The sequence below is a fragment of the Rosenbergiella australiborealis genome, from assembly GCF_018494035.1.
Lineage (GTDB): Bacteria > Pseudomonadota > Gammaproteobacteria > Enterobacterales > Enterobacteriaceae > Rosenbergiella > Rosenbergiella australiborealis.
The window spans coordinates 1-25160 of sequence record NZ_JABBFO010000004.1; the positions used below are offsets into that span (position 1 = coordinate 1).

23 protein-coding genes and 2 tRNA genes are annotated in these 25160 nt (G+C 44.0%); 12 read left to right on the forward strand and 13 right to left on the reverse strand.

The features are described from left to right. Nucleotides 1–82: 82 nt before the first annotated feature. From HGT73_RS05835 to uvrC, 3 genes are all read right to left on the reverse strand, one after another. Nucleotides 83–156: transfer RNA gene (locus HGT73_RS05835), tRNA-Cys, on the reverse strand. Nucleotides 157–351: 195 nt separating this feature from the next. Next, entirely contained in the window at nucleotides 352–900 is a 549-nt protein-coding gene (gene pgsA / locus HGT73_RS05840; protein WP_214212737.1) for a CDP-diacylglycerol--glycerol-3-phosphate 3-phosphatidyltransferase, read from the reverse strand. Between the two features lie 66 nt (nucleotides 901–966). After that, nucleotides 967–2799, reverse strand: coding sequence for an excinuclease ABC subunit UvrC (gene uvrC, locus HGT73_RS05845; protein ID WP_214212738.1), 1833 nt, complete (start codon nucleotides 2797–2799; stop codon nucleotides 967–969). A gap of 172 nt (nucleotides 2800–2971) precedes the next feature. On the opposite strand from uvrC, the gene HGT73_RS05850 reads away from it, so the two are divergent. Both HGT73_RS05850 and cycA read left to right on the forward strand, forming a co-directional pair. Next, the gene (locus HGT73_RS05850) at nucleotides 2972–3193 is read left to right on the forward strand and encodes a DUF2594 family protein (protein WP_214212739.1); all 222 of its coding nucleotides are present in this window, start codon (nucleotides 2972–2974) and stop codon (nucleotides 3191–3193) included. A 176-nt stretch (nucleotides 3194–3369) separates the two neighbouring features. Further along, nucleotides 3370–4764 (forward strand): D-serine/D-alanine/glycine transporter, encoded by a 1395-nt coding sequence (gene cycA / locus HGT73_RS05855; RefSeq protein WP_214212740.1) that lies wholly within the window; start codon nucleotides 3370–3372, stop codon nucleotides 4762–4764. 53 nt (nucleotides 4765–4817) lie between these two features. Here the strand turns inward: cycA and HGT73_RS05860 are convergent, their stop codons facing one another. Together HGT73_RS05860 and HGT73_RS05865 are read right to left on the reverse strand one after the other, a co-directional pair. Further along, nucleotides 4818–5702: a DMT family transporter gene (locus tag HGT73_RS05860; RefSeq protein ID WP_338111581.1), complete on the reverse strand. Its 885-nt coding sequence runs from the start codon at nucleotides 5700–5702 to the stop codon at nucleotides 4818–4820. Between the two features lie 166 nt (nucleotides 5703–5868). Continuing rightward, nucleotides 5869–5956: transfer RNA gene (locus HGT73_RS05865), tRNA-Ser, on the reverse strand. 214 nt (nucleotides 5957–6170) lie between these two features. Here HGT73_RS05865 and yccA point away from each other — a divergent pair. The 4 genes from yccA (at nucleotide 6171) to hspQ (ending at nucleotide 8904) form a co-directional block, all read left to right on the forward strand. Further along, nucleotides 6171–6830 (forward strand): FtsH protease modulator YccA, encoded by a 660-nt coding sequence (yccA, locus tag HGT73_RS05870; protein ID WP_214212741.1) that lies wholly within the window; start codon nucleotides 6171–6173, stop codon nucleotides 6828–6830. 102 nt (nucleotides 6831–6932) lie between these two features. Then, the gene (gene tusE / locus HGT73_RS05875) at nucleotides 6933–7259 is read left to right on the forward strand and encodes a sulfurtransferase TusE (RefSeq protein WP_214212742.1); all 327 of its coding nucleotides are present in this window, start codon (nucleotides 6933–6935) and stop codon (nucleotides 7257–7259) included. A gap of 75 nt (nucleotides 7260–7334) precedes the next feature. Continuing rightward, entirely contained in the window at nucleotides 7335–8525 is a 1191-nt protein-coding gene (gene rlmI, locus HGT73_RS05880) for a 23S rRNA (cytosine(1962)-C(5))-methyltransferase RlmI (protein WP_214212743.1), read from the forward strand. Nucleotides 8526–8586: 61 nt separating this feature from the next. Then, a complete protein-coding gene (gene hspQ, locus HGT73_RS05885; protein ID WP_214212744.1) occupies nucleotides 8587–8904 on the forward strand; it encodes a heat shock protein HspQ in 318 nt (105 codons plus the stop codon). 13 nt (nucleotides 8905–8917) lie between these two features. Here hspQ and helD read toward each other — a convergent pair whose 3' ends face one another. Beyond that, nucleotides 8918–10972, reverse strand: a complete 2055-nt coding sequence (helD, locus tag HGT73_RS05890; protein WP_214212745.1) for a DNA helicase IV — start codon at nucleotides 10970–10972, stop codon at nucleotides 8918–8920. Between the two features lie 109 nt (nucleotides 10973–11081). Between helD and HGT73_RS05895 the strand changes: the two genes are divergently transcribed. Next, the gene (locus HGT73_RS05895) at nucleotides 11082–11531 is read left to right on the forward strand and encodes a YccF domain-containing protein (RefSeq protein ID WP_214212746.1); all 450 of its coding nucleotides are present in this window, start codon (nucleotides 11082–11084) and stop codon (nucleotides 11529–11531) included. 2 nt (nucleotides 11532–11533) lie between these two features. After that, nucleotides 11534–13666 carry a YccS family putative transporter gene (gene yccS, locus HGT73_RS05900; protein WP_214212747.1) on the forward strand — a complete coding sequence of 711 codons (2133 nt, stop codon included), beginning with the start codon at nucleotides 11534–11536 and terminating at the stop codon, nucleotides 13664–13666. Here yccS and HGT73_RS05905 read toward each other — a convergent pair. Continuing rightward, nucleotides 13641–14291, reverse strand: a complete 651-nt coding sequence (locus HGT73_RS05905; RefSeq protein WP_214212748.1) for a TfoX/Sxy family DNA transformation protein — start codon at nucleotides 14289–14291, stop codon at nucleotides 13641–13643. The genes yccS and HGT73_RS05905 overlap by 26 nt on opposite strands. Before the next feature lie 208 nt (nucleotides 14292–14499). Between HGT73_RS05905 and HGT73_RS05910 the strand changes: the two genes are divergently transcribed. Continuing rightward, nucleotides 14500–14991: a SulA-like leucine-rich domain-containing protein gene (locus HGT73_RS05910; protein ID WP_214212749.1), complete on the forward strand. Its 492-nt coding sequence runs from the start codon at nucleotides 14500–14502 to the stop codon at nucleotides 14989–14991. A 345-nt stretch (nucleotides 14992–15336) separates the two neighbouring features. After that, a complete protein-coding gene (ompA, locus tag HGT73_RS05915; RefSeq protein WP_214212922.1) occupies nucleotides 15337–16392 on the forward strand; it encodes a porin OmpA in 1056 nt (351 codons plus the stop codon). 37 nt (nucleotides 16393–16429) lie between these two features. Here the strand turns inward: ompA and matP are convergent, their stop codons facing one another. Next, nucleotides 16430–16888, reverse strand: a complete 459-nt coding sequence (gene matP / locus HGT73_RS05920; RefSeq protein ID WP_214212750.1) for a macrodomain Ter protein MatP — start codon at nucleotides 16886–16888, stop codon at nucleotides 16430–16432. A 157-nt stretch (nucleotides 16889–17045) separates the two neighbouring features. On the opposite strand from matP, the gene HGT73_RS05925 reads away from it, so the two are divergent. Together HGT73_RS05925 and fabA are read left to right on the forward strand one after the other, a co-directional pair. Continuing rightward, nucleotides 17046–18794 carry an AAA family ATPase gene (locus HGT73_RS05925; RefSeq protein WP_214212751.1) on the forward strand — a complete coding sequence of 583 codons (1749 nt, stop codon included), beginning with the start codon at nucleotides 17046–17048 and terminating at the stop codon, nucleotides 18792–18794. 68 nt (nucleotides 18795–18862) lie between these two features. Then, on the forward strand, nucleotides 18863–19381 hold the full coding sequence (fabA, locus tag HGT73_RS05930) for a bifunctional 3-hydroxydecanoyl-ACP dehydratase/trans-2-decenoyl-ACP isomerase (RefSeq protein ID WP_214212752.1): 519 nt from the start codon (nucleotides 18863–18865) through the stop codon (nucleotides 19379–19381). Between the two features lie 56 nt (nucleotides 19382–19437). Here fabA and rmf read toward each other — a convergent pair whose 3' ends face one another. The 5 genes from rmf to HGT73_RS05955 all read right to left on the reverse strand — a co-directional run bounded on the left by rmf (nucleotide 19438) and on the right by HGT73_RS05955 (nucleotide 25158). Continuing rightward, complete coding sequence (rmf, locus tag HGT73_RS05935) at nucleotides 19438–19605, reverse strand: ribosome modulation factor (RefSeq protein ID WP_214212753.1); 168 nt, start codon at nucleotides 19603–19605, stop codon at nucleotides 19438–19440. A 154-nt stretch (nucleotides 19606–19759) separates the two neighbouring features. Continuing rightward, nucleotides 19760–20329, reverse strand: coding sequence for a membrane integrity-associated transporter subunit PqiC (gene pqiC, locus HGT73_RS05940; RefSeq protein ID WP_214212754.1), 570 nt, complete (start codon nucleotides 20327–20329; stop codon nucleotides 19760–19762). Continuing rightward, complete coding sequence (gene pqiB / locus HGT73_RS05945) at nucleotides 20329–21969, reverse strand: intermembrane transport protein PqiB (RefSeq protein WP_214212755.1); 1641 nt, start codon at nucleotides 21967–21969, stop codon at nucleotides 20329–20331. The genes pqiC and pqiB overlap by 1 nt, the downstream gene beginning before the upstream one ends. Beyond that, nucleotides 21962–23233 (reverse strand): membrane integrity-associated transporter subunit PqiA, encoded by a 1272-nt coding sequence (gene pqiA, locus HGT73_RS05950; protein ID WP_214212756.1) that lies wholly within the window; start codon nucleotides 23231–23233, stop codon nucleotides 21962–21964. Before pqiA ends, pqiB begins: the two co-directional genes overlap by 8 nt. A 14-nt stretch (nucleotides 23234–23247) precedes the next feature. Then, nucleotides 23248–25158, reverse strand: a complete 1911-nt coding sequence (locus HGT73_RS05955; protein WP_214212757.1) for an ABC transporter ATP-binding protein — start codon at nucleotides 25156–25158, stop codon at nucleotides 23248–23250. Between the last annotated feature and the right edge of the window lie 2 nt (nucleotides 25159–25160).

Below are 25160 nucleotides of genomic sequence, written 5' to 3' on the forward strand. Positions count from 1 at the left end.
GCGGGACTTGAACCCGCACAGCCTTACAGCCGAGGGATTTTAAATCCCTTGTGTCTACCGATTTCACCACCTGGGCAGAATTTGGAGGCGCGTCCCGGAGTCGAACCGAGGTACACGGATTTGCAATCCGCTGCATAGCCACTCTGCCAACGCGCCATTATTCTTTAACTTACTTAAAAACTTGAACTAACTCCTTATTTTTCAAAGTGTTAATTCATATCCCTGTTCGGAATGGTGGCTATTATGGACTGTCTTCTTAGGGTTGGCAATAGCCATCACCATTTTTTTTGGCTTTTCAGTACCGACCGACTGAAAAAACATCACAATGACGCATTGCTAAACAAAATATGCTTAAGAATTCATAAGATCGTTACGAGATGCTCTTAAATATTGGAACATTGACCAAAACGTCAAGATAGCCGCCACATATAACGCCACAATACCGACGAGGGTAAAGGCTTCACTTGGCCGCCAAAGTAGCGCTAACAGTGCAAACATTTGTGCGCTAGTCTTAAACTTTCCAATCCAAGAAACCGCTACACTACTGCGCTTACCGATCTCCGCCATCCATTCACGTAATGCAGAAATAATAATTTCGCGGGCAATCATGGTGGCGGCAGGAAGGGTTATCCACCAGCTATGGAAATGTTCGGTTACCAAGACTAAAGCAATAGCAACCAAGACCTTATCGGCGACTGGGTCTAAAAATGCCCCAAAGGCGGTCGTCTGTTTTAAACGACGCGCCAAGAAACCATCAAACCAATCCGTAACCGCTGCAATGACAAACAATAGCGCAGCAACGGTTGGGCTCCAGCTGAAAGGCAGATAAAAGGCGAGCACAAAAAACGGGATTAAAATAACTCTAAAAAAAGTTAAATATGTGGGTATAGTAAATTGCATATGCAACAAAGGCCTAGCAGTGAGAGCGTATCTCTATGTTCCTATATTGTTCACCCCGTTTCAATGCTAGTGTTTGAGTGAATAAAATATTTTTTCCGCCAGAGTCGGAGAAATTCCAGGAACACTCGCAATTTCCTCTATTGAGGCATTTTTAAGCGGTTGCAACCCCCCCATATATTTGAGTAATTGCTGACGCCGTTTTGGGCCAATCCCTTCTATATCTTCTAATGCGCTGGTAGATTTTACTTTTGCACGTTTTTTACGATGCCCTGCGATCGCATGATTGTGCGATTCATCACGAATATGTTGAATGAGGTGTAATGCTGGATCATCAGCAGGAAGCGACATCCCCTCCCCTACTGGCAGTTTAAATAAGGTTTCAAGCCCGGCTTTACGATCACTGCCTTTTGCCACACCGAGCAATAGAGGTTTAGTTTTATCCCACGGTACATCAAGTTCCGCAAAAACTTCAATCGCTTGCGCCAATTGCCCCTTGCCCCCATCAATAATGATGAGGTCAGGAATTTTTTCTGGTTCAAGTGCTTTACCATAACGCCGACGCAGAACTTGGCGCATGGCCGCATAATCATCCCCTGGGGTGATGCCTTCTATATTGAATCGCCGATATTCTGCACGGACCGGGCCTTGTGAATCGAAAACGACACAAGATGCGATAGTTTGCTCACCCATTGTATGGCTAATATCAAAGCACTCCATTCGTTGTAGCGTCGGTAACTGTAGATATTCCGTTAACGCTTTGAACCGCTGCGTTAAAGTAGAATATTGAGAACGTTTGGCCACCAAGGCTGAGGTTGCATTGGTTCTCGCTAATTTTAAATAGCGCGCCCTATCGCCCCGAGGCTGAGTTTGGAGTTGGATTTTTCGCCCAGCTAATTCAGAGAGTGACTGACTTAGCACTTCTTTTTCTTCTAAAGGAAAATCAAGTAAAATTTGCCCAGGTAAGGTACGAGATTCGCTACCTTGTAAGTAGAATTGCCCCACAAAAGTCTGTACCACTTCCGCCAGTTCCGTATTTGCAGGCACTTTAGGAAAATAGCTGCGACTGCCTAAGACTTTCCCCTGACGAATGAATAAAACATGTACGCAAGCAAGCCCTGAGTCGTAAGCCACACTTATTGCATCGAGATCTTCACCCTGATTAGAAACAAACTGTTTTTCTGTCACTCGTCTAACGGCTTGAATTTGGTCTCTAAGTCTGCCAGCTTCTTCAAACCTAAGGTTTTGACTAGCCAGCTCCATTCTTGAGACGAGCTGGCGTAATACTTGGTCGTCTTTACCCGATAAAAATAGCCGCACGTAATCCGTTTGCAGCTGATATTCTTCCTCACTCACCAGCCCTTTTACACAGGGCCCTAGACATCTGCCAATTTGATATTGCAAGCAAGGACGTGTGCGATTGCGATAGACGCTATTCTCACATTGTCGAATCGGGAAGATTTTCTGTAATAAAATTAAGGTTTCTTTAACCGCGTAGCCATTAGGAAAAGGGCCGTAATAGTCGCCTTTAGCTTTCTTGGCTCCTCGGTGCAGGGTTAACCGAGGATGTTTATCATCACTTAAGAAAATGAAAGGATAGGATTTATCGTCACGCAACAGCACGTTGTAGCGCGGCTGATAGAGCTTTATATAATTATGCTCAAGCAGTAAGGCTTCCGTTTCAGTATGCGTGACTGTGACATCAATATGAGCGATATGAGCGACTAAGGCTTCCGTTTTACGGCTGCCAACCTGCAATCTAAAGTAGCTACTCAGACGTTTTTTCAGGTCTTTTGCTTTACCAACATAAATCACCTGCTGGGCAGAATCATACATCCGATATACACCAGGTTGATGAGTCACATGTTTTAGAAATTCTTTCGCATCAAATCGTTCAGTCACACCTTTGTCCTAGGTCTACAAGTTATCTTAAGTGTCTACCCGTATCTTGGCAGCGGCACAGTAAAGACTATTATGGCTTACCTAAGCGCTATCAGCTAGGTTAGGCGCTATATTGCAATAAAGTTATTGTGCTACACTCTGCGCAATTTATTAATCTATCGGAGAAAACATAATGAGCCCAGTTATCACCTCTGCTCACGATGTTGAAAGTTTAACCAAAGAAGTCACCTGTATGAAAATGTTGTTAGCCTGCATGCTAAAGTCGATGGGACAGGTCGATGCCGGCAAAGCAATTCTACGCATGGAGCGACAATTGAGCTCATTGGAAGAAGGTGACGATAAAGCCCTTTTTTCTGCCACCCTGCAACAAATTAAAACCGCCTATCTTGCCTAGTTGATGTAATACCTCCTGAAATAGGAGGTATTTTCTCAACACCTCTGTCGTTGTCGCACTTGACGACATCAACCTATCTCTGCCTATTCTCAACACTAGGCAGAGTGTGTTACAAACTATTTGTTCGATTTCAAAATAACAATAACTATTGGCTTTTATTATCACAGGAATTTTTCATGACGAATCATACCGATCCCCAACACGTTGAAACGGATACGGGTTCACTGAAGCGTAGCTTACATAACAGACATATTCAGCTGATTGCCATTGGCGGTGCAATCGGGACTGGATTATTTATGGGCTCAGGAAAAACCATTAGCTTGGCTGGTCCCTCTATCATCTTCGTCTATATGCTCATCGGCTTTATGCTGTTTTTCGTTATGCGAGCAATGGGCGAACTATTACTCTCTAATTTGGCGTACAAATCGTTTAGCGATTTTGCCGCCGACTTACTTGGTCCTTGGGCTGGGTATTTTACCGGCTGGACATACTGGTTTTGTTGGGTAGTCACGGGCGTGGCTGATATTGTCGCCATTAGTGCCTATTTCCAGTTTTGGTTCCCCGATTTTTCCGTTTGGCTCAGTGCAATTGTTTGTGTCGCCACTTTTTTACTTCTCAATATCGCTACAGTGAAATTATTTGGCGAGATGGAATTTTGGTTCGCGATCATTAAAATCATCGCCATTGTCAGTCTTATTGTGGTGGGTGTGGTATTAGTCGCTTCACATTATGCGCTACCGAATGGAAGTTATGCTTCACTGAGCAACATCTGGTCTCATGGCGGCATGTTCCCGAAAGGTATTTCAGGTTTCTTTGCGGGATTCCAGATTGCAGTGTTCGCTTTTGTCGGTATAGAGCTAGTTGGAACAGCAGCGGCTGAGACGCATAATCCACAAAAAGTCTTACCTAAAGCCATCAATTCAATTCCTCTACGTATTATCATCTTTTATGTGTTAGCCCTGTGCGTCATTATGGCGGTAACACCTTGGAATCAAATTGACCCGGCACGTAGCCCATTTGTTGCGATGTTTGTATTAATTGGTTTACCGGCTGCCGCGGGTATCGTTAATTTTGTCGTATTAACTTCTGCCGCATCCTCCGCAAACAGTGGTATTTTCTCCACCAGCCGTATGCTGTTTGGGCTGTCTGAGCAAGGGGTGGCGTCACCATTATTTAGTCAGCTTTCTAAACGGTCAGTACCCGTCAATGGGCTGCTCTTCTCATGCTTATGTCTGTTTTTGGGCGTAGCATTAATCTATCTGATCCCAAATGTGATGACGGTATTCACCCTAGTTACAACGGTATCAGCCATACTATTTATGTTTGTTTGGTCAATTATTCTCTGCGCTTATCTTGCTTATCGTCGCAAGTTCCCAGAAAAACACCAAGCCTCCACGTTCAAAATGCCCGGTGGCAAAATGATGTGCTGGGTTGTATTAGCCTTTTTTGCTTTCATCATTGTGCTATTGACCTTACAACCGGACACACGCCAAGCATTAAGCGTAACACCGATATGGTTCATCATTTTGGCCATCGGCTGGTTTTTTAAGCGTAAATCAGTGAAATCGTAAGTGTAACATCAGTTATTGTACGGGCCTTCTGGCCCGTTTTTATATACCGCTGATTATTGACGGCTACGGCGTTTAATTTTCAATTCACTGACTAATACCCCCGCAACAATCAGTGCACCACCCAGTAGCGCTAAGCTCGGTAATACTTCTCCTGCTAAACGCCCGGCAATTCCAGCCCAGACCGGTTCACCTGCATAGATAACCGTTGCGCGAGTTGGTGATACGCTCTGTTGCGCCCAATTCATGGTCAGCTGGATCATTGCACTCATTAATCCTAATCCCGCCGCACTCACAATAACCATAGGAGAAAGATAACTTACGGTTTCTCCCGCAGGCACCATAAATAAAAAAGAAAATAGCGATGCCGCAGCTAGTTGGATAATAGTGACGCGTCTGATATCAACCTTCTCGGCATAGCCACTGATAAGAATAATTTCTCCTGCAATGGCTAATGTACTGATCAACGTTACTATTTCACCGATACCTAATCCTTGATGCGTGTTTTGCGTATTGCCTGATAGTAATAACAACCCGATAAACGCCAGAATAATTCCACACCAAGACATAAGACGTGGGGGACGTTTTAGAAATAGCCATTGCAATAAAGGGACTAAAGGCACGTACATCGCCGTCATAAATGCTGATTGACTACTTGAGATAGTCTGCATTCCCCAGGTTTGAAAGCTATAACCAATGGCAATACAAAAACCAATACAAGTCCCTGCCAACAGATCTTTGCTCGTCATGCCTGATAGGCTTCGCCAAAACACCAGCGACAAAATTAATGCACCGACCGCAAAACGAATACCGACAAAAAAGAATGGACTGGCACTTTGCATTGCATGATGAACAATTAAGAATGTGGCGCCCCACAGCATAGTAATAAAAATGAGTGTGGCTTCTTGCCGAGATATCTTCAATGCAACCGGGGATTTCACTGGCTCTCCTTTATCATAATGAGAAAACGAGCATTCTAGTCTGTTTAATAGATAGGATGCTATGACATTGAGCACGTCCCAGAAGTCACTGAGGAAAAACAGATAGGCGAGGAAGTTAAAAGAAGAAAAGCAAAAAACCAGCCCTAAGGCTGGTTTCTCTAAATAGTGGCGGAGGAGGAGAGATTCGAACTCTCGGATGGTTGCCCATCGGCGGTTTTCAAGACCGCTGCCTTCAGCCGCTCGGCCACCCCTCCGCAATGAGGCGCACTATAAACACTCCTAAAAACATTGTAAATAGCGAAATGCACTGTTCGCTTGAAAAACAAGCAAAAAGAGAGTTTATGATCAGAAAACAGTCAGAAAAGCCCAATTACCCTCCCCTGAACGAGGTAAAGATGGGTAAACCCCCTTCTCTCCTCAATCAGTTACGATTAATTTGTTACAACCACAATAAAAAAAGGATCAATCATGGAAAAAATTATTAGTTCGGAGCGACACAGTCATTCTTTAGCGCAACACAATGTGCTACGTAACACCTATTTTTTATTAGCGTTAACGCTAACTTTTTCGGCCCTAACAGCCTGCGCCAGTACGCTTCTTCACCTGCCAGCGCCGGGCTTTATTCTTACCCTCGTCGGTTTTTATGGCTTAATGTATTTAACGCATCGTTTAGCTGACCGTCCTGTTGGCATTCTTGCCGCTTTTGCCTTTACCGGCTTTCTTGGCTATTGTCTGGGTCCGATTTTAAGTCGTTATCTCAGTGTCGGGATGGGCGAAACTATCGCGTTTGCGTTAGCCGGTACAGCTGTCGTTTTTTTCTGCTGTTCAGCTTATGTGTTGACCACGCGCCGGGATATGTCTTTCCTCAATGGTATTCTTATCACTGGCTTTGTCGTCTTGTTAGTCGCAGTGATTGCAAATATTTTTCTTAAACTTCCTGCCTTACAGATGACAATTAGCGTGCTATTTATTCTTTTCTCTTCCGCCGCTATTTTATGGGAGACAAGTAATATTGTGCAGGGTGGGGAAACTAACTACATTCGTGCAACAGTAAGCCTTTACGTCTCGCTTTATAACATCTTTGTCAGCTTATTGAGCCTATTAGGGTTGGCCTCACGTAACGATTAACCTCACTATTACGACGAAGAATATAGCCTTTAGCAATAAAGGCTATTTTTTTGGGTGGAAACCTTGATACCATTCCAAAGATTGATTTTTAGGATTATAGCGATGATTTTCGACAACAAAGAAATAGAGACCGATAGCGACGGTTATTTGATGCAAAGTGGGGATTGGAACGAAGCCTTAGCTAAGTGTATCGCCCAACAGGAGCAAATAACGCTGACTCCCGAGCATTGGGAGGTTGTCCATTTTGTCAGAGATTTCTATGCAGAATTTAATACTTCACCGGCAATCAGAATGTTAGTGAAAGCAATGGCGAAAAAATTCGGAGAAGAAAAAGGAAATAGCCGCTATTTGTTTCGCCTTTTTCCTGAAGGCCCGGCTAAACAAGCGACCAAAATTGCTGGATTACCCAAACCGGCTAAATGCCTCTAAATCGATCTGTTAAAAGCACTGTAATACTGCGCGTAATAACGGCGCAAATACCTCACCTCTAACTTGTAGAATATTATGACTGCACGATTAATCCTTGCAAAAGGACGCGAAAAATCACTTCTCCGTAAACACCCTTGGATTTTCTCTGGGGCAATAGCAAAAATGGAAGGCAAGGCAACATCCGGTGAAACGGTTGATGTCTGTGACTTCGCTGGCCGATGGTTGGCTAAAGCGGCGTTTTCGCCCTCCTCACAAATTCGTGCGCGAGTGTGGAGTTTCGATCAAAATGAAAATATCGATATTGCCTTTTTTGTCAGTAAGATTAAACAGGCACTGAAACTACGTACTTGGTTAGCCAAAAAAGATAACCTGGACAGCTATCGGCTCATTGCAGGTGAATCTGATGGTTTACCGGGAATTACTATCGATAAGTTTGGTGATTTTCTGGTTTTACAACTCCTTTCAGCCGGTGCCGAATATCAGCGCCCAGCAGTGACTACCGCATTACAGCAATGTTTCCCGTCGTGCCATCTTTATGAACGGTCTGATGTCGCGGTGAGAAAAAAAGAGGGCTTAGAGCCAGTACAAGGTGTTATCTCCGGCGAGACTCCTCCCGCGCTACTGCCCATCACCGAACATGGAATGAAACTACTGGTCGATATTCAACATGGACATAAAACCGGATATTATCTTGACCAACGGGACAGTCGTTTTGGATTACGTCGCTATACTGCCAATGCAGAGGTTTTGAACTGCTTTTCGTATACAGGCGGATTTGCTGTCTCTGCTTTGATCGGTGGATGTAAAAAAGTTACCAGCGTCGATACCTCCCAAGAAGCGTTAGATATTGCCCGCCAAAATATCACATTGAACCAGTTGGATTTGTCCAAAGCTGAATTTCTTCGTGACGATGTCTTCAAATTGTTACGCCGCTACCGTGACGAAGGTACGCAATTCGATGTTATTGTGATGGACCCGCCTAAATTTGTTGAAAATAAAAATCAATTAATGGGAGCCTGTCGCGGTTACAAAGATATCAACATGCTTGCTATGCAGCTGTTGCGTCCAGGTGGCTTCTTACTGACGTTTTCGTGTTCAGGCCTGATGACTACCGATCTTTTCCAAAAAATTGTCGCGGATGCCGCTGTCGATGCAGGTAAAACGGCGCAGTTTATTGAACAGTTCCGCCAAGCCGCCGATCACCCCGTGAGCAGTGCTTATCCTGAAGGCTTATATTTAAAAGGCTTTGTCTGCCAAGTTTATTGACTTGAAAAAAATCATCGATGGCCCCATATCTGAAACCAAGACACTGTTGGAGACAGAAAATATGATCAGCTGCAAATTTGGAATTGGTCAACAAGTCCGTCATCAGTTGACGGGCGCTTTAGGGGTCATTGTTGATATTGATCCCGCCTATGCGTTACAAATGCCTACACCACAAAGTCTAATTATCCATGAAGGCTTATTAGTACTGCCTTGGTACTATGTGGTTATGGAAGACGAAGGCGGTGAGACAGTACAGACTTACGTGGCTGAGTCCCAACTTACAGGAGAGGTTCTTAGCGAACATCTCGATAGCCCAGAACTTGATGATATTGCAGAGCGGGTACGCTCTAAAATTACCTCTCCCCTGCTTCGGCACTAAGCCCCTTTGGGGCTTAGGCTTTCTTGGCGATAGGCACGCCAAGCTGTTTTAATTCCGCCACAAACAGTGAAGGATTTTGCGGATTGAACAGTAACCACGTTCGCTGTTTTGCTCGGGTCATTGCGACATAAGCTAATCGACGTTCTTCTGCATAGGGATAAGACTCCTGCTCGATCAGCAACCCACGCTCTATGACCGTTTCTCGATCTTCGGCTGGGAAACCCTCTTGTCCGGCATTAAGGCCGCAGATAATCACGTAATCCGCTTCTTGTCCTTTACTTGCATGCATCGTCATAAAGGCTAAAGATAGATTCGGCCATCGAGTCGTGGCTTTAGCGAATATTTTAGGTTTCAGATAGTGATAACGCCCTAAGACTAAAATCGTCTCATCGCGCGTGACAAAACCGCTGAGCTTATCAAGCAAAGCATCTAATTGATTTTCATGTAAAAGTGTTATTGACTTTTTATTACCTTGACGGTGACTGACGAGCGTTTTTTGAATCTGCTCTGCATTTTGTTGCACAAAGCCTGAAGCAACGTCATTTAAACGCTGATCAAGACGATATGTCGTATCCAGTTGACAGAGGGAAACTTGCCCGAAATAGTGTGCAAATTTTGTCGTGAGATCGAGTTGAGCACCCGTAAATCGGTAGATAGCTTGCCAATCATCACCGACAGCATAAAGTCGGCTATGTTTATTTTGTTGGCGCAGTAACGCCACCAACTTAGCACGCTGTGGGGAAATATCTTGAAATTCGTCGATAAGTAAGTATTTCCAAGGACTAATAAAACGCCCTTTTTCAACAAGGCCGCAGGCTTGTTCAAGCAAACCGGCAAAGTCGATCGCACCTTCCTCTTTTAATGCTAGCTTCCACGCCTTAACGATCGGTGTCATCAATTTGATGCGCTTTGTAAATAACGGTCGTTCAGCTTCGTCAGCCTGTTCTATCATCTGAGCCTGAGTACCGCCGTGCATTCTGATCAACCCTAGCCACTTATCTAACAATAGTGGAATTTTTTCCTGAATGTCGGGTGATTCCCAGAATTGGGGCTGAGTTAGCGACCAACCCACATCGTCCTCTAAGCATTGCCGCCATTGGTTTGCGGCCGCTTTTTTCTGGCTACATTGGGCTATCCACTGCTCGAGTAATAATTTGTACCGCTTAACTTTATCACTCTCAAGCTCAGTGATTTTGGGAGACTTATGGGTTGCTTGCTGAATAATCATCAGCGCGAGGCTATGAAAGGTTTTCGCTGTAACGTCAGTCGTTCCCACTCTTAAGGCTATCCGTTGGCTGAGTTCTTCCGCAGCCTTATGCCCAAAAGCGAGGACTACAATTTGATTAGCTTGCGCCTGTTTACGCGTTAATAACCAAGCGGTTTTTGCCACTAAGACGGCTGTTTTTCCGCACCCAGCGCCGGCAAGCACTAATACTGACTTTTCATCGTTCATGACGGCTTGGCGTTGAGAAAGATTAAGCGGGGAACGCTCCACCGTAGCAAAAAAGTCTGCATAGCCTTTTTCGAGCTGAGCCATCCATTGATGATTACGTTGCTGACGTTGGGCCTCTGGGGCTGTTAACCAAAGATGACAAAATTGCCACCGTTGATAACTTTCAGGAAACTCTCTTAACCGTTCTTTAGGTAGAGGTAGCGCAGAAAAGGCCTCTTCGATATGTATTTGTAAATCACTCAATGCGTCTTGCGTTAGCCAGCCATCTTTTTGGACAAAGTCAAGAATAAAGTGTTGTAAATCACTCAATACCTGATCACTGATAACGACCATTTGCTCAGTCCAAGATTGCCAGCTTTTCATTAAGTGTTGCCAGAAACGCTGGGTTTCGGACCATTCGGTACCGTGTAGTCGGACAACCTTGTCCTCAGCCAATTGAAATTCTAGCTCTCCCCATACCACCCCACGCTTACAGCGGACACCGAGTAACTGATTAAAAGGAATGATATATTCGTGATGATCACCAGTGACTTCAACACCTGCGGTTAACATACGCACGCGATGATAGGGATGTTGTGCTAGCTTCTTTCCGATTGACGTTGCTTTTAGTTCCATGCACCTAGCCGTTGATTTACACTATCTCTATTCACGATTTTAACTGCCTACGGGCTGAGTCTCCAGATAAATCTAAACCGATATCATCTTCAACAGGGATAATCATCGCATGCGAAGTGTGCTTAATATTTTAAATTTTTTCCTCGGCGGATTCATCACTAGCCTTTCTTGGCTAGTGGTAACGTTACTGACTATAGTCTTGATATTTACGTTGCCGCTTACTCGATCGTGTTGGGAAATAACGAAACTCTCTTTTGTCCCCTTTGGGAACGAGGCCGTTCATATCGATCTTCTTCGGCCTGAGAGTAAAAATAGATTAATGAATACGGGTGGAACAGTATTAAATGTTGTCTGGCTGGTGCTATTTGGCTGGTGGCTTTGCCTCTCCCATATCACTCTTGGTATTGCACAATGTTTAACTATTATTGGTATTCCAACTGGAATCGCACATTTTAAAATTGCGGTAATTGCACTCTGGCCAGTAGGTCGTCGAGTCGTGAGCGTCGAGGAAGCACAAGTCGCTCGGGAAAATGCAGCACGCATTAGCTACGGTAGATAATCATGAATACACGCAGCGAAAAAACTAAACGTTGGCAACACTATATTCTTAACCGGTTATGGCAAGAGCCGGTTAGAATTTTTGTCGCAATGAGCTGCGTGGCATTATTTGCTTGGCGTAACAACACTGTTGTTTGGACGATCCCGCTTATTTTGGGTATTGTCGCAGCAGCCCTCACTGATCTTGACGATCGCCTGACGGGTCGATTGAAAAATATTGTTATCACTTTAGTGTGCTTTGCTATTGCAACCACTAGCGTAGAGTTACTTTTTCCTCATCCCGTCTTGTTTATTGTTGGTCTTGGACTGTCGAGCTGGGCCTTTATTATGCTGGGCGCACTGGGTCAGCGCTATGCTACCATCGCCTTTGGTGCCATATTAATGGCTATATACACAATGCTAGGTATTGGCTTATTCCCGCAATGGTATATACAACCGTTGTTCTTATTAACAGGAGCCGCTGTCTATTATGTTTTTACGCTACTTAACCATCTTATTTTTCCTGTTCGCCCAGTTGAAGCTCAGTTAATTAATACCTACACATCTCTTGCCTCGTATTTAGAAACAAAGGCCATACTTTTTGACCCCGACGGAATATCTCATGCAGAACGGCCGCTTTATAAGATATCTCTTGTCAACAGCCAGCTCGTGCAACAGCTGAATATCGTTAAAACAGCCATCCAGAGTCGGTTAAGAGGCGATAGAGCCAGCAGTGCTAGCCGACGAGCGTTACTCTATTATTTTGTCGCTCAAGAGATACACGAACGTGCTAACTCATCACATATAGATCATCTGCGTTTACAAGATCACTGGCACTTTAACGAACTGATGTTCCGCTTTGAGCGTCTGATTCGTCAGCAGGCAACCGCCTGTCGTGATATCGCTAACAGCTTACAGACCAAACAGGACTATCAACACAGTTGCCGTTTTGAACGAGCATTCACAAACGCTGAAGCAGCGTTGGAGAGAGTCTCACCCTTCGCAGAGAAAGAGACGTGCGAACGCTTACGATGGCTACTAAAAAACCTAAAAGCTATTGATCAACAACTGGCTTCAGTCGCCTCTGAACAACTTTCAACGACCGATTGGCAAAACATTGATACCGAGCTTTCATTTGAAGGTTTACAAGGTTGGCAAGATATTAAGTCACGCTTTAAGAGCCACCTTTCTCCAAAATCGTCGCTATTTAGGCATGCTACTCGAGTCAGTATTGTACTTTGCTTCGGCTACTTTATTATCCAGTCAATCGATTTACAACGCGGATATTGGATTTTACTGACATCACTTTTTGTTTGCCAACCCAACTATTCCGCGACCAAGCGCCGTTTAGCGTTGAGGGTGATCGGCACTCTGGCAGGAATTCTTATAGGACTGCCATTATTATGGCTGCTTCCCTCTTTGCCCGGAAAATTAGTGGCAATTGTCATCTTCAGTGTGCTGTTTTTCTTATTTAGGCAAGTTCAATATGCCCAAGCTACCCTTTTCATCACGTTAGTCGCACTATTTTGCTTCAACTTACTGGGAGAAGGATTTAATGTCGCATTGCCGCGTATTATAGATACGTTACTGGGTTGCGGACTTGCTTGGCTCGCCGTCTCCTTCATCTTTCCAGATTGGCATTATCGGCAGTTTTCCACAGTGCTTGATAAGGCCTCTACAGCCAATTTGCGCTATCTTAAAGCCGTTGTACAACAATACCAAGAAGGTAAAGATAATCGTGTTGCTTACCGTATTGCTCGCAGGGATGCCCATAATGCAGATGCTGAGTTGGCCTCCGTTATTACATTAGCTGAAAATAAATCATGGCCTTCTTTTAATGCAAAAGAAGCCTCCTTCTCTCTCCTTTGTACTAACCATAGCTTGTTAAGTTATATTGCAGCGTTGGGGGCGCACCGCCAACGAATATCTCATCCTCAATTATTGAATGTGCTTTATGCTCTCGTTGAATACGTCGAAAACGATGATCCAACAAATAACCAAAAACTCTATCAAGCGTTAGAGACTCTACATACACTCACTGACAGCAATGAAATGGATGATGAACCTCAAAAAGCGCTCATCATTCAGCAAGTGTTATTAATTGTTCATACTTTGGGTGAAATGCAAAAATTTAAAGAGCCACTCTTAACTGCGTAAATTGTTTTATCGCCGCGTTCCGGCAAGCACTGATGAATTCAGTATGCCAAGCGATTAACTCTTGTTTTATCGCAACAGGTAAAACAGCATGATGGATGCCCATGACTGCGCCCTGTAAATAAAACAATGTTGATAGGCCGAGATGTTTATTACGTTGATGCATTAATGCCCAACATTGTACTACCCCAGTTTGCCGTAATTGATCTTCGGTGTGGATCCCAACTTCTTTTAATAACGTTTCAAAGCGGATACCAAGATTAGGTAAATCTTTCAATCTTCGGTGTGACTGTTTGTAATTTAAACAGTTCCTCGCATCTTGTAACGCAGCACGCGATAATTTTAATAAATTAATCTCGTCCTGCCATAGCGGATCGTTCACTCTAAAATAGTTGAGTGAAACAGGTGTTCCTCTTTTAGTAAAAATAAAGGGGGCTAGTTGATGATTAGCCAGGTAGAGAGACATCGCCTCACTTCCCCGTAAATAGACTGCATCTTGTTTGACGAGTGCAAACACCACGTGATCAATGGATAGTGAATACCCACCAAACTGCGTCTTCGGTACAATATTGCCTAAGTAACCTACTTTTTCCTTATAGCGAGCAATACACTGTTGTGAACAATTCATGTCGATCCTCCTAATCATTAACATCCTAACCCATTGATATAAATATTTTTATAAAGTAAACCCACCTTAATTAATTCAAAGTAGTTGTTCAATTAATAATTATAAAATGCTCGGGATACATTCCAAATCTCTTGCATGTTGCAAGAAATGATTGATCTTTGGTTAAAGTCGATTTACTGTATGGATATACAGTACAAAGGAGCTAACCATGATCATACCCCATTCTGTTAATGACGCAGCAAAACAGGCCATCACCTTAAATAGCCTAACGCCTTCTTTAGGCGGCATTAACCAAATTTGCTATGACAGCGCAAGCCCTACCCTGCTAAATTTATTACTCCTGCCTGCAATTAAGCAATTGGGTGAGCAAGCAAAATGGGTACTATGGTTAACTCCTGAAAATAAAATTGACCGCTCTTGGCTAGAGAATTCAGGGATTTCATTGAATAAATCGGTACAACTGCCGTTTTTAAATGATGAACAAAAGATTCACTCGCTAGCACAAGCCATTACTTCCGGTAACTACAGTGTCATTACTGTATGGTTAGACAGCGCTTTAACGGCTGAACAGAAATTCAACCTCGATAATATGGCCAAAGAATCAGAGACGGTGGTCTTCATTTTGCGTAAAAACTCAACGGAGTTTCCCTCGGCCAGACAAGTTAGTCGTCATAAAATTCCCACTTTTGCATTTCTTTAAGTTTATTGAGATTTATCTTAGCTTCTTTTTTATCAAAATATATTTGAGCCTAATTCCTAGGCTCTTTCAGGCAGGACAACGTTTCTAAGCGGTATTCAGTTTTTTTTAACCGCTGAAGTTCAGTTTTAAATGTAACTAGATGTGTATAAAATGCTGTTTTTTACTGTACATCGTTATATCTTACTTGTAAGTTTTTAAACACGTTGTAGACTTTAGCTCGCTAGGGTGCTCAAAAACCTCCAGTTTTAGCTGAGTATAAAACGAGCGAACAAGACCCAGCGAAGAATTGCAACCCAGAGCAAATTTTATGCTCATTGCCAATTTTGGATGATAACGAGGCGCAAAATGAAAAAAACAGCTATCGCAATTGCAGTGGCACTAGCAGGTTTAGCAACGACTGTTGCTCAAGCTGCACCAAAAGACGACACTTGGTACGTGGGTGGTAAATTAGGTTGGTCTCAATACCACGACACCGGTTTCTCTGGTAACCACTACCAAGTCACTAACGAAGCGCGTGACAACCAACTCGGTGCTGGCGCATTTGCTGGTTACCAAGTAAACCCGTACGTTGGCTTTGAAATGGGCTACGACTGGTTAGGCCGTATGAAATATACTGGTCAAAACCACGGTGCGTTCATCGGTCAAGGTGTTCAACTTGCCGCTAAACTTGACTATCCAATCACTGACGACTTAGACGTATACACCCGCTTAGGTGGTATGTTATGGCGTGCAGATGCTAAAGATTACCAAGGTCACCACAACATCGACACTGGTGTTTCTCCATTAGCAGCAGTAGGTGTTGAATACGCATTGACCAAAAACTGGGCAACTCGTTTAGACTACCAATGGGTTAACAACATTGGCGACCGTGACACTGTTGGAACTCGTCCAGACAACGGCATGTTAAGCTTAGGCTTATCTTACCGTTTCGGCCAAGATGATGTTGCAGCTCCAGCACCAGCTCCAGCTCCAGCTCCAGCACCAGTTGTTGAGACCAAGCACTTCACTCTGAAATCAGACGTGCTGTTCACCTTCAACAAAGCTACGCTGAAAACATCTGGTCAAGCTGCGCTAGACCAACTGTACTCTCAATTAAGCAACTTAGATCCTAAAGATGGTTCTGTTGTTGTTCTGGGCTTCACAGACCGTATCGGTTCTGAAAGCTACAACCAAAACCTGTCTGAGAAACGTGCTCAATCAGTTGTGGATTACTTAGTATCTAAAGGTATCCCTTCTAACAAGATCTCTGCACGTGGCATGGGCGAATCTAACCCAGTAACAGGCAACACCTGTGACAACGTTAAGAAACGTGCTGCGCTGATCGACTGCTTAGGTCCAGACCGTCGCGTTGAAATCGAAGTTAAAGGCGTAAAAGACGTAGTAACTCAGCCACAAGGCTAAGTTAACTATGCAAAACCCCGCTAACGCGGGGTTTTTTTTATTCTTTTTTTGACTCTAAAATCGAGGCTAATCCCTCTTTTAAAGAGCTCATTTGCGAGGCATATTTTTCCTTACGTTCCGCATCTTCAATCAATTGAACAATTGTTTCAGATAAGGTCCCACCACGCCGTTGTGCTAAACCTGCCAATCGTTGCCAAACCAAATATTCTAAATCGATAGATTTTTTCCGCGTATGTTGCTGCTCAGCATTAAAATGGCGTTTGCGTCTCGCACGGATTGTTTGACTCATCCGAATTGAAAGATCAGGATTCATTTGCTCAGAAATCCATCGCTGAATAGACTCAGGATTATGCTCGCTCGCGATAAGCTGTTTGACCGCCTCTTGAGCCGCTGACTTCTCGATATGGCGTGTGATCAATTCACCTTCTCGATGTTTTTTAATTAAATATTTCCATTTCCAGCCTGACTCGAGATTCTCTAACTGTAAATATTTCATCAGGTTCCTTAAAATTAACCACTTATTAGTAGAATACCAGCTTTGTATTTTCCTGTAGACAAATTTAAGCCGTGATCGCACGGTATTGGCTACGTGGTTTCTGGATAAGAACTACGATATAATTACTCTTTTACGTTCAAGGCATACTAAGATTACTTTGACTAGCTCAACACTTTCATGGCAAGAACTCGTGCCCGATGAGAAGCGTTTAAAACGTCTGTTCTCTCAGGGATTATCATCAAGTGCTTATGGCTTAGAGTCCTTACAACCACGGTTACTCAATGCTATTGATCAGCTCAATCATAATCCAGCATGCTCATTAGCGCTGATTAAGATTGAACAGCATCCAACTAATGTGAAAACTCTTGCTCAAGTTGTCGAGCAACGGTTAATTCCGAGAGATGCTGAGCAGTGGATCTATCACGCTGAGAAAGCTAATCAATATGAGTTACAGAAAGTCGTTGCCAATCATACTCAATCTGCCGTTTATTATGCTGATTGGATTGAATCAGATCAATTATTTGGTTATTTCTCTGAGCAACAAGGGTGTTGGACGCCTGAATTAGGTCTATTACAGAAGGCTAATGGCGGTACGCTAATTCTCTCTATCGATTGCTTATTGGCCCAACCACTTATGTGGTGTCGACTGAAGAAATTTATTAGCGACAAACGGTTTGTCTGGTTTTCTCCCGATAGTCGACGCCCTCTTCCTATTCGTGTTCCTGATTACCCACTCAGTGTCAAACTCATCCTTGTCGGTAGCCGAGAGAGTTTAGCGGAATTTAGTGAAGTAGAACCTGAATTACACGCTAATGCAATTTATACGGAAGTCGAAGACACTGTCGAAATGGTCAGCGATGAACAGTTTGTCAACTGGGCTGCATGGATTGCTAGCGAAGCGAAATCTCTCGCATTCCCACCACCAGATGTGGGATTTTTACTGAGACTGACACGAGAAGCTACCCGTTATACTCATGAACAAAATCGTTTCCCTATCAGCGCTCTATGGCTTCACAAACAGCTCGGTGCAGCCTATGCACAAGGTAAGCGATTAACGGCTGCCAGCTTGAGCGCTGCGCTTACACAGCAGACATGGCGTGAAAGCTATCTGCCCGAAACATTACAACGTGATTTGGCAGCATCGCATAGCCTTCTCGAAACACAAGGTGAACGAATTGGCCAAATTAACGGTTTATCCGTACTGGATCTACCAGGACATCCGCGCCCTTGGGGGGAGCCTGCTCGTCTCAGTTGCTTGATTCACTATGGCGATGGTGAAATCAATGATGTAGAGCGTAAAGCGGAACTGTCGGGGAATATACACGCTAAAGGGATGATGATTATCGAAGCGTGGCTAAGATCTGAACTTGAACTTGAACAACAGCTCCCTTTTTCTGCTTCGATGGTTTTTGAACAATCTTATGCCGAAGTCGATGGCGATAGCGCCTCACTTGCAGAACTTGCCGTACTCATTAGCGCATTAGCCCTTAAACCCATAGACCAGTCGTTTGCCGTAACGGGTTCAGTCGATCAATTTGGTAATGTTCAACCGGTGGGTGGACTTAATGAGAAAATTGAAGGCTTTTACCAACTCTGCCTACAACAGGGTCTAACGGGAAAACAAGGTGTTATTTTACCGGAGAGGAATTGTTGCCATTTATCGTTGTCTGATGACGTCATTGAGGCTGTTAAACACCAGCAATTCCATTTATGGCCAGTCAGCACGGTTGAGCAAGGGCTACAACTACTGATGTCTATTCCGTGGATAGCTGAAGAAGGTGATGATGAACAAGAATCACTACTCAGTATTATCCAAGAACGTATTGATGATGCTCAACAACCGGACAAAGCTCCGGGAGGTCTATTTTCATCGCTACGGTGGCTAAACTGGCTTAAGCGTGACTAACAACTCTTGCTCAGCGTACAACTGTACGCTATTCTTCGGGCTTCAATTTAAAAGGGCTAAATGTAACTATGGTAGATAAACGCGAATCCTACAGCAAAGATGACCTTATCGCTTCAGGACAGGGAAAATTGTTTGGCGAAAATGGCCCTCCATTACCCGCTGACAACATGCTTATGATGGACAGAGTCGTTCTCATGTCTGAGAAAGGGGGTCACTTTGATAAAGGCTTCGTCGAAGCTGAGCTTGATATCAACCCAGAACTTTGGTTTTTCAAGTGTCATTTCGTCAACGATCCAGTTATGCCAGGGTGCCTAGGCTTAGATGCCATGTGGCAATTAGTTGGTTTTTACTTAGGTTGGTTAGGTGCCGAAGGTAAAGGTCGCGCGCTGGGCGTCGGTGAAGTTAAATTCACGGGTCAAGTATTACCAACGGCTAAGAAAGTGACTTATAAAATTCACTTTAAGCGTGTCATTAATCGCAAATTAGTGATGGGTGTTGCCGATGGTGAAGTTTTTGTTGATGGCAAACTGATCTATACCGCTACAGACTTAAAGGTTGGTTTATTTAAAGACACCGAATCTTTCTAGTCTTCTCAACAATAAAAAGCAGAATGAATATTCTGCTTTTTATTTACTTAAGGCAGTTACGCAAAGACCGAGCGTTCTTCTATGGCCTTACGCCAGCCTCCTAACCAATGTGACCGTGAGTCCAACGTTTGATAGGGACAGAGTTCTTTCGAGCGGCCGCTTTTTCCCGTTTTATACCCTAGTGAATAAGCTCTTTCTAAGCGATCGCGTTTTTGTCTCTTCATATCCGTTTACCCTCTTAAAGATAGTTGGTTAAAAGAAGCGGTGATAAAACTATCACCCCTCCCTTTTTACGCCTCTCATTAAGTAAGATCAATGGCTAATTATTGTACAACTTTCCAGTTTTGATCTTTATCACATCTTATTCTCAACCCGCAATTAGAGATTGATCTGCGTCGCTATCTGTTGGGACGCTTGATACCACGCTTTGGAAAGCGCCTTCACTAATTCGCCATAACCATTTCCCTGTAGCGGCACAACGATGGTAAACGGCTGGCGTAAAATATCAGTGTGATGGTGATATAACCAATACCCTTGCACTAAAGCATGGCCATCCCAACGTCCTTGAAATGCCGTAACCGTAACGGTTAGCGAATCAGGGTCACCGTCCGGTAATGTGTTTGTGACCAGCCAATTGGGCATTAAGTTACTGAGGTTAGTCACTAATGATTGCTGTAACTGTTGGTCAAGCGGACTTGCCCATAGGTTCTGTTCCGCCAGTCGGTATTGTACTTCTGACGTTTGAAAAGCAATACCGCTACCGGCTAATGCATCAGGCAAGTTAATGGTCTCAACCCATAATACTTTTGGCTGCTGACCTAACACTGATGTTGAGGCTGTCGTCACAGCCCGATCATTAGATGCAGTAAGTTGGTAATATTTTGTCGAATGGGTGCTACTACATGCTGTCAAACAGACAGCAAAAAGTAGAAGTAGACATTTTTTCACTATTTAGCCTTTTTAGGTTGTGGATCTTTACCCGGAGTCGCTTCAAAGACAAGCGCGTTACTCTTCGTATTCAGCGTGCGTAACACCGGTTGTAACTCGGTAAGCACTTGATCTAAATGTTGAAGATTGCCAACTAACTTATTATAGACAGGCGATCCCGGCTGCAATCCTTTCATACTTTGATTTAACTGCCGCAGGGTTTGCTGCATATCTTGCGGAAGTGTTTTCATTGCCGGACTGTTAGTAATTTCATTGACGTGATTAAGCGTGATCTGTAACTGTTGCATCGTTTTTTGACTCTCTTTTAATGAGCCTGTCGCTTCAGTTAACAGTGGATTAAGAGGTAGTTTTTCAACTTTATCTAAAATCGCCATCACTTTTTGCTGTAACTGGGTTAAGCCGCCATTTACTGTGGGAATAATATTGTAAGACCCAATTTTATCCGGTCCTTTATAGGTGCTGGCGTTGTTAACAAAATCGAGATCAACATACAGTGCCCCAGTGAGTAAATTAGCGGTTTTTAAGCTCGCTCTTAGGCCGTGTTGTAACCCATCCGCAAGGCGCTGTTGCAAGTTAAAATCTGCCCCTAATTTTTTCGAGAAGCGCTCAGGCTCAATTTTAATCAAGACTGGAATACGATAATCACCGTCCAGTTTATTCAGCATGTTAGGGATAATAAACGGTACTTGCGCGACAGTCCCTAGACGGATTCCACGGAATTCTACAGGTGCTCCCGCTTGCAACCCGCGAATCGACTCATTAAAAAAGAGTAGATAGTCGGTATGCTGCGTATAAAGTGAATCTGTAATGCTACGCTGATCATTATAAAGGTGATAATGAGCCTTATTTTCCGCAGGAACGCCTAAGTCCCATCCGTCTGGCACATCAAAGCTCACCCCTCCACTAAAGAGGGTTGCTAAGGATCCCATTTCGACACGCATACCCGAGGCTGACATATCTACAGCAATACCACTATCTTTCCAGAAACGGACATTACTGGTCACCAGGCGATCATAAGGTGCTTGAATAAATAATTGGTATTCCATTTGACGCTGGTCGGCATCAAAACGGCTCATCTCTACAGATCCAACGCGAAAGCCTCTAAACAACACCGGATCGCCTGCATTGAGCTGCCCAGCTTGATCGCTATTAAGGCGAATACGGATTCCCTTAGCGTCCGGTGATGCCAAGGGCGGCGAATCCAAAAGTTTATACTCGGTGGCTACGCTGCCTTTCGTACCCGCCTGTAATTCAATATAAGAACCTGATAACAGTGTGCCTAATCCTGTAACCCCTTCACGACCTATTTGCGGTTTAACCGTCCAAAAAACGCTATCTTGATGCAGCATTTTTTCGGTTCCGGTATTCAAACGCGCGCGGATTTCCACATGTTGTAAATCGTCACTTAATTTAGCGCTCTCTACCATACCAATATCGACGCTACGACTTTTTATCGTTGTTTTTCCGGGAACAATGCCATCAGCATTCGCTGTCGTTAATAATACCTCTGGGCCTTGATGTGCAAAATGATAATAGATGATCCACGAACCTATCAGGATAGTAATAATGGGTACGATCCACACTGGCGACCAGCGTTTAATTTGCTTTATATTCGCTTCACCAAAATGATTATTACTCAATGGATTCTCCCTCATTATTTTTTATAATTTCTCGATCCCACAACAAACGTGGATCAAAAGATTGTGCTGAGAACATCGTTAATATGACCACTAAACAAAAAAGTAACGCTCCACTAGCAGGATAGACGTTCATCAACGTTCCCATCCTGACTAATGCAGATAAGACCGCAATCACAAAGACATCGACCATTGACCAACGGCCAACAAACTCTACAACTTCATAGATGATCTGCATACGGTGATTATCTCTCGAACCGTATCCACCGGCATTCCAACTTAACCATCCAATCGCTAAAATCTTCATGCTTGGTACTAAAATACTGGCAATGAAGATAATCATTGCTATCGGCCAAGACCCTTCGTTCCATAAGAAAATAACCCCCGCAATGATGTTCGAGCCTGACTGACTGCCTAATGCATCAGTAACCATAATCGGCATAATATTCGCGGGAACATATAATAGAATTGACGTTATCAATAGCGATAGCGTCCACTGTAAGCTACGTGGTTTACGGGCATAACCGCGCTGATGGCATCGTGGGCAATACACATCCTCTGCGGGGACGATCGCAGAACAACAAGGACAGCTTCGTAGGTTCTGAGCTAATCCTGTTATCCCGGCTTGTGGACTGCTCGCTAAAGCAGGGGCTGGGCTAATTCGCTGCCAAATGTTATGGCGTTCTAAACATTGAAATGCCCGTAATTGGCAAAGGCAGAATAAACACCATGGCCAAAAACCAATCTCAAGCCCAATTTTTCCATAGGCCATCAGTTTGACAAAACTGACCAATACACCGGCGAGAAAGATCTCTGCCATCCCCCAATTCTTTAAGTAAAATAGTCCTTTAGCTAATGGGATAGCCAGTCCATTCGGTATACGGTATTTCATGGTGAGCAATAAAATACTCACCAAACAGACTGCGGGAATGATTTGTACAAAAAGCAGGAAAATGGTCGCCAAAAATTGATATTGGTCGTCCACCATTGCCTGTGGGATTTTTAAAAGAGAAATTTGGTTAGTCAAACCCATTACACTAATGCTGATAAAGGGGAATAGGTTTGCCATTATCAGCATGACCAATGCAGAGAATGCATAAGCCATAGGCCGTCGTAACGGCTCGTGCCAGGCGGTCGCGAGTGTTGTTTCACAACGCATACAAGTTGCTCGCGTACCCAGCACAAGGCTGGGTAGCTGAGTGGTCATATCACAGTGAGGGCAAAGCACCCACCTATGCGTCGTGTTGTGATGAGAGTGATCACTCATAGGGCACCGATTAGTTATTCACCGTTTTTGAGATTTTCCAAGTATTCCCACCGTTCAAAAGCAGTGTTAAACGCTTCTTCAACCGCGGCTAACTTGTCAATTATCGGTTGAGTCTCTGCATGAGGGCGGCTAAAGAATGCGGTATCAGCCATAGTATTTTGTAGCTGAGCGATCTCAGTTTCTAAACTTTCCATTTTTTGCGGAAGCTGTTCCAACTCACGAATCAAATTATAGCTTAGTTTAGTCGGTGCTTTTTTATTTACAGCGGGTTTAACCGCGGTTTCTGTGACCGTCACGGTAGATGCTGACTTACGCTGCGTCCCGCGTGAAGTGCTACGCTGATGCTGCGCGTCGTGGTAGCCACCGACATAACGTCCAATTTCACCGTGACCTTCAAAAATCCAACACTCAGTGACGGTGTTGTCAACGAATTGACGATCGTGGCTGACCAGCAGTACAGAACCTTGGTAGCCGTCAATTAATTCTTCCAGTAACTCAAGTGTTTCAACGTCCAAGTCATTGGTTGGTTCATCCAGAATTAATAAGTTGCTGGGTTTGAGAAATAATTTAGCCAGTAATAAACGGTTACGTTCCCCGCCAGATAATGCGCGTACGGGTGTCATTGCTCGTTTAGGGTGGAATAAAAAGTCTTGAAGGTAACCTAATACATGACGTGGTTTACCATTCACCATAACCTCTTGCTTACCTTCAGCGAGGTTATCCATCACTGTGCGGTCAGGATCTAATTCGGCGCGGTGTTGATCAAAATAAGCCACTTCTAATTTTGTACCAATATGGACGCGACCTTGCTCAGGGTTAAGTTGTCCGAGCATCAAACGAAGCAGTGTTGTTTTACCACAGCCGTTCGATCCAATCAGGGCAATCTTATCCCCCCGCTGTACTTGTACAGAGAATTGATCCACCAGCGTTTTACCGCCCGCATGATAAACCACATCTTCCAATTCAAAGACAATTTTGCCTGAACGGCTGGCTTCACCCACTTGCATATTGGCTTTGCCCATCACTTCGCGACGTTCAGAACGCTCGCGACGTAGAACTTTAAGCGCCCTTACGCGTCCTTCATTACGTGTTCTTCGTGCTTTAATACCCTGACGAATCCACACCTCTTCTTGTGCCAATTTCCGGTCAAATTCGGCATTTTGTAGGTCTTCAACGCGCAGAGCTTCCTCTTTACCCACTAGATATTGATCATAGTCTCCCGGCCATGACACTAATTTTCCGCGATCGAGGTCTACAATTCGCGTGGCCATATTGCGAATGAATGACCGATCATGCGAAATAAAGATAATGCTACCGTTGAAGGTTTTAAGGAAGTTTTCTAACCAATGTATGGTTTCAATATCCAGGTGGTTGGTCGGTTCATCGAGCATCAGCACTTTAGGGTTTGACACAAGCGCACGTCCTAGCGCTGCTTTACGTAACCATCCTCCCGATAGTGAAGAGAGTTCAGTATCTGCATCTAAACCAATTTTTAATAGCACATCGTTGATGCGATTTTCGAGCTGCCAGAGATTTTGGTGATCGAGTACCGCTTGTAGGCGGGCCATCTCATTCAGATTTTTTTCACTCGGATCTTGCATCACAACATGAGAAATTGCGTGGTAAGCTTTTAAATGTTGCGCCTGTTCCGCTACACCCTCTGCAACAAAATCATAAACTGATCCGGCAATATTACGAGGCGGATCTTGTTGTAAACGGGCAATGACTAAATCTTGTTCGTAAACGATACGTCCATCATCAAGCGGAACTTCCTGATTGATGATTTTCATTAACGTCGATTTTCCCGCCCCATTACGGCCAACGAGACAAACACGCTCATTTTCTTCAATATGTAATTCAGCGTTATCAAGCAAAGGTGCATCGCTGTAAGATAGCCAAGCACCATGAATACTAATTAATGACATAG

Excerpts from the sequence above, each read along its gene's own strand:
- rmf (WP_214212753.1), bottom strand. The coding sequence starts at position 19,605 with ATGAAGAGACAAAAACGCGATCGCTTAGAAAGAGCTTATTCACTAGGG.
- pgsA (WP_214212737.1), bottom strand. The coding sequence starts at position 900 with ATGCAATTTACTATACCCACATATTTAACTTTTTTTAGAGTTATTTTA.
- HGT73_RS05955 (WP_214212757.1), bottom strand. The coding sequence starts at position 25,158 with ATGTCATTAATTAGTATTCATGGTGCTTGGCTATCTTACAGCGATGCA.
- yccA (WP_214212741.1), top strand. The coding sequence starts at position 6,171 with ATGGAAAAAATTATTAGTTCGGAGCGACACAGTCATTCTTTAGCGCAA.
- helD (WP_214212745.1), bottom strand. The coding sequence starts at position 10,972 with ATGGAACTAAAAGCAACGTCAATCGGAAAGAAGCTAGCACAACATCCC.
- fabA (WP_214212752.1), top strand. The coding sequence starts at position 18,863 with ATGGTAGATAAACGCGAATCCTACAGCAAAGATGACCTTATCGCTTCA.
- hspQ (WP_214212744.1), top strand. The coding sequence starts at position 8,587 with ATGATCAGCTGCAAATTTGGAATTGGTCAACAAGTCCGTCATCAGTTG.
- HGT73_RS05850 (WP_214212739.1), top strand. The coding sequence starts at position 2,972 with ATGAGCCCAGTTATCACCTCTGCTCACGATGTTGAAAGTTTAACCAAA.
- rlmI (WP_214212743.1), top strand. The coding sequence starts at position 7,335 with ATGACTGCACGATTAATCCTTGCAAAAGGACGCGAAAAATCACTTCTC.
- HGT73_RS05895 (WP_214212746.1), top strand. The coding sequence starts at position 11,082 with ATGCGAAGTGTGCTTAATATTTTAAATTTTTTCCTCGGCGGATTCATC.
- HGT73_RS05905 (WP_214212748.1), bottom strand. The coding sequence starts at position 14,291 with ATGAATTGTTCACAACAGTGTATTGCTCGCTATAAGGAAAAAGTAGGT.
- cycA (WP_214212740.1), top strand. The coding sequence starts at position 3,370 with ATGACGAATCATACCGATCCCCAACACGTTGAAACGGATACGGGTTCA.
- matP (WP_214212750.1), bottom strand. The coding sequence starts at position 16,888 with ATGAAATATTTACAGTTAGAGAATCTCGAGTCAGGCTGGAAATGGAAA.
- tusE (WP_214212742.1), top strand. The coding sequence starts at position 6,933 with ATGATTTTCGACAACAAAGAAATAGAGACCGATAGCGACGGTTATTTG.
- pqiA (WP_214212756.1), bottom strand. The coding sequence starts at position 23,233 with ATGAGTGATCACTCTCATCACAACACGACGCATAGGTGGGTGCTTTGC.
- HGT73_RS05910 (WP_214212749.1), top strand. The coding sequence starts at position 14,500 with ATGATCATACCCCATTCTGTTAATGACGCAGCAAAACAGGCCATCACC.
- yccS (WP_214212747.1), top strand. The coding sequence starts at position 11,534 with ATGAATACACGCAGCGAAAAAACTAAACGTTGGCAACACTATATTCTT.
- ompA (WP_214212922.1), top strand. The coding sequence starts at position 15,337 with ATGAAAAAAACAGCTATCGCAATTGCAGTGGCACTAGCAGGTTTAGCA.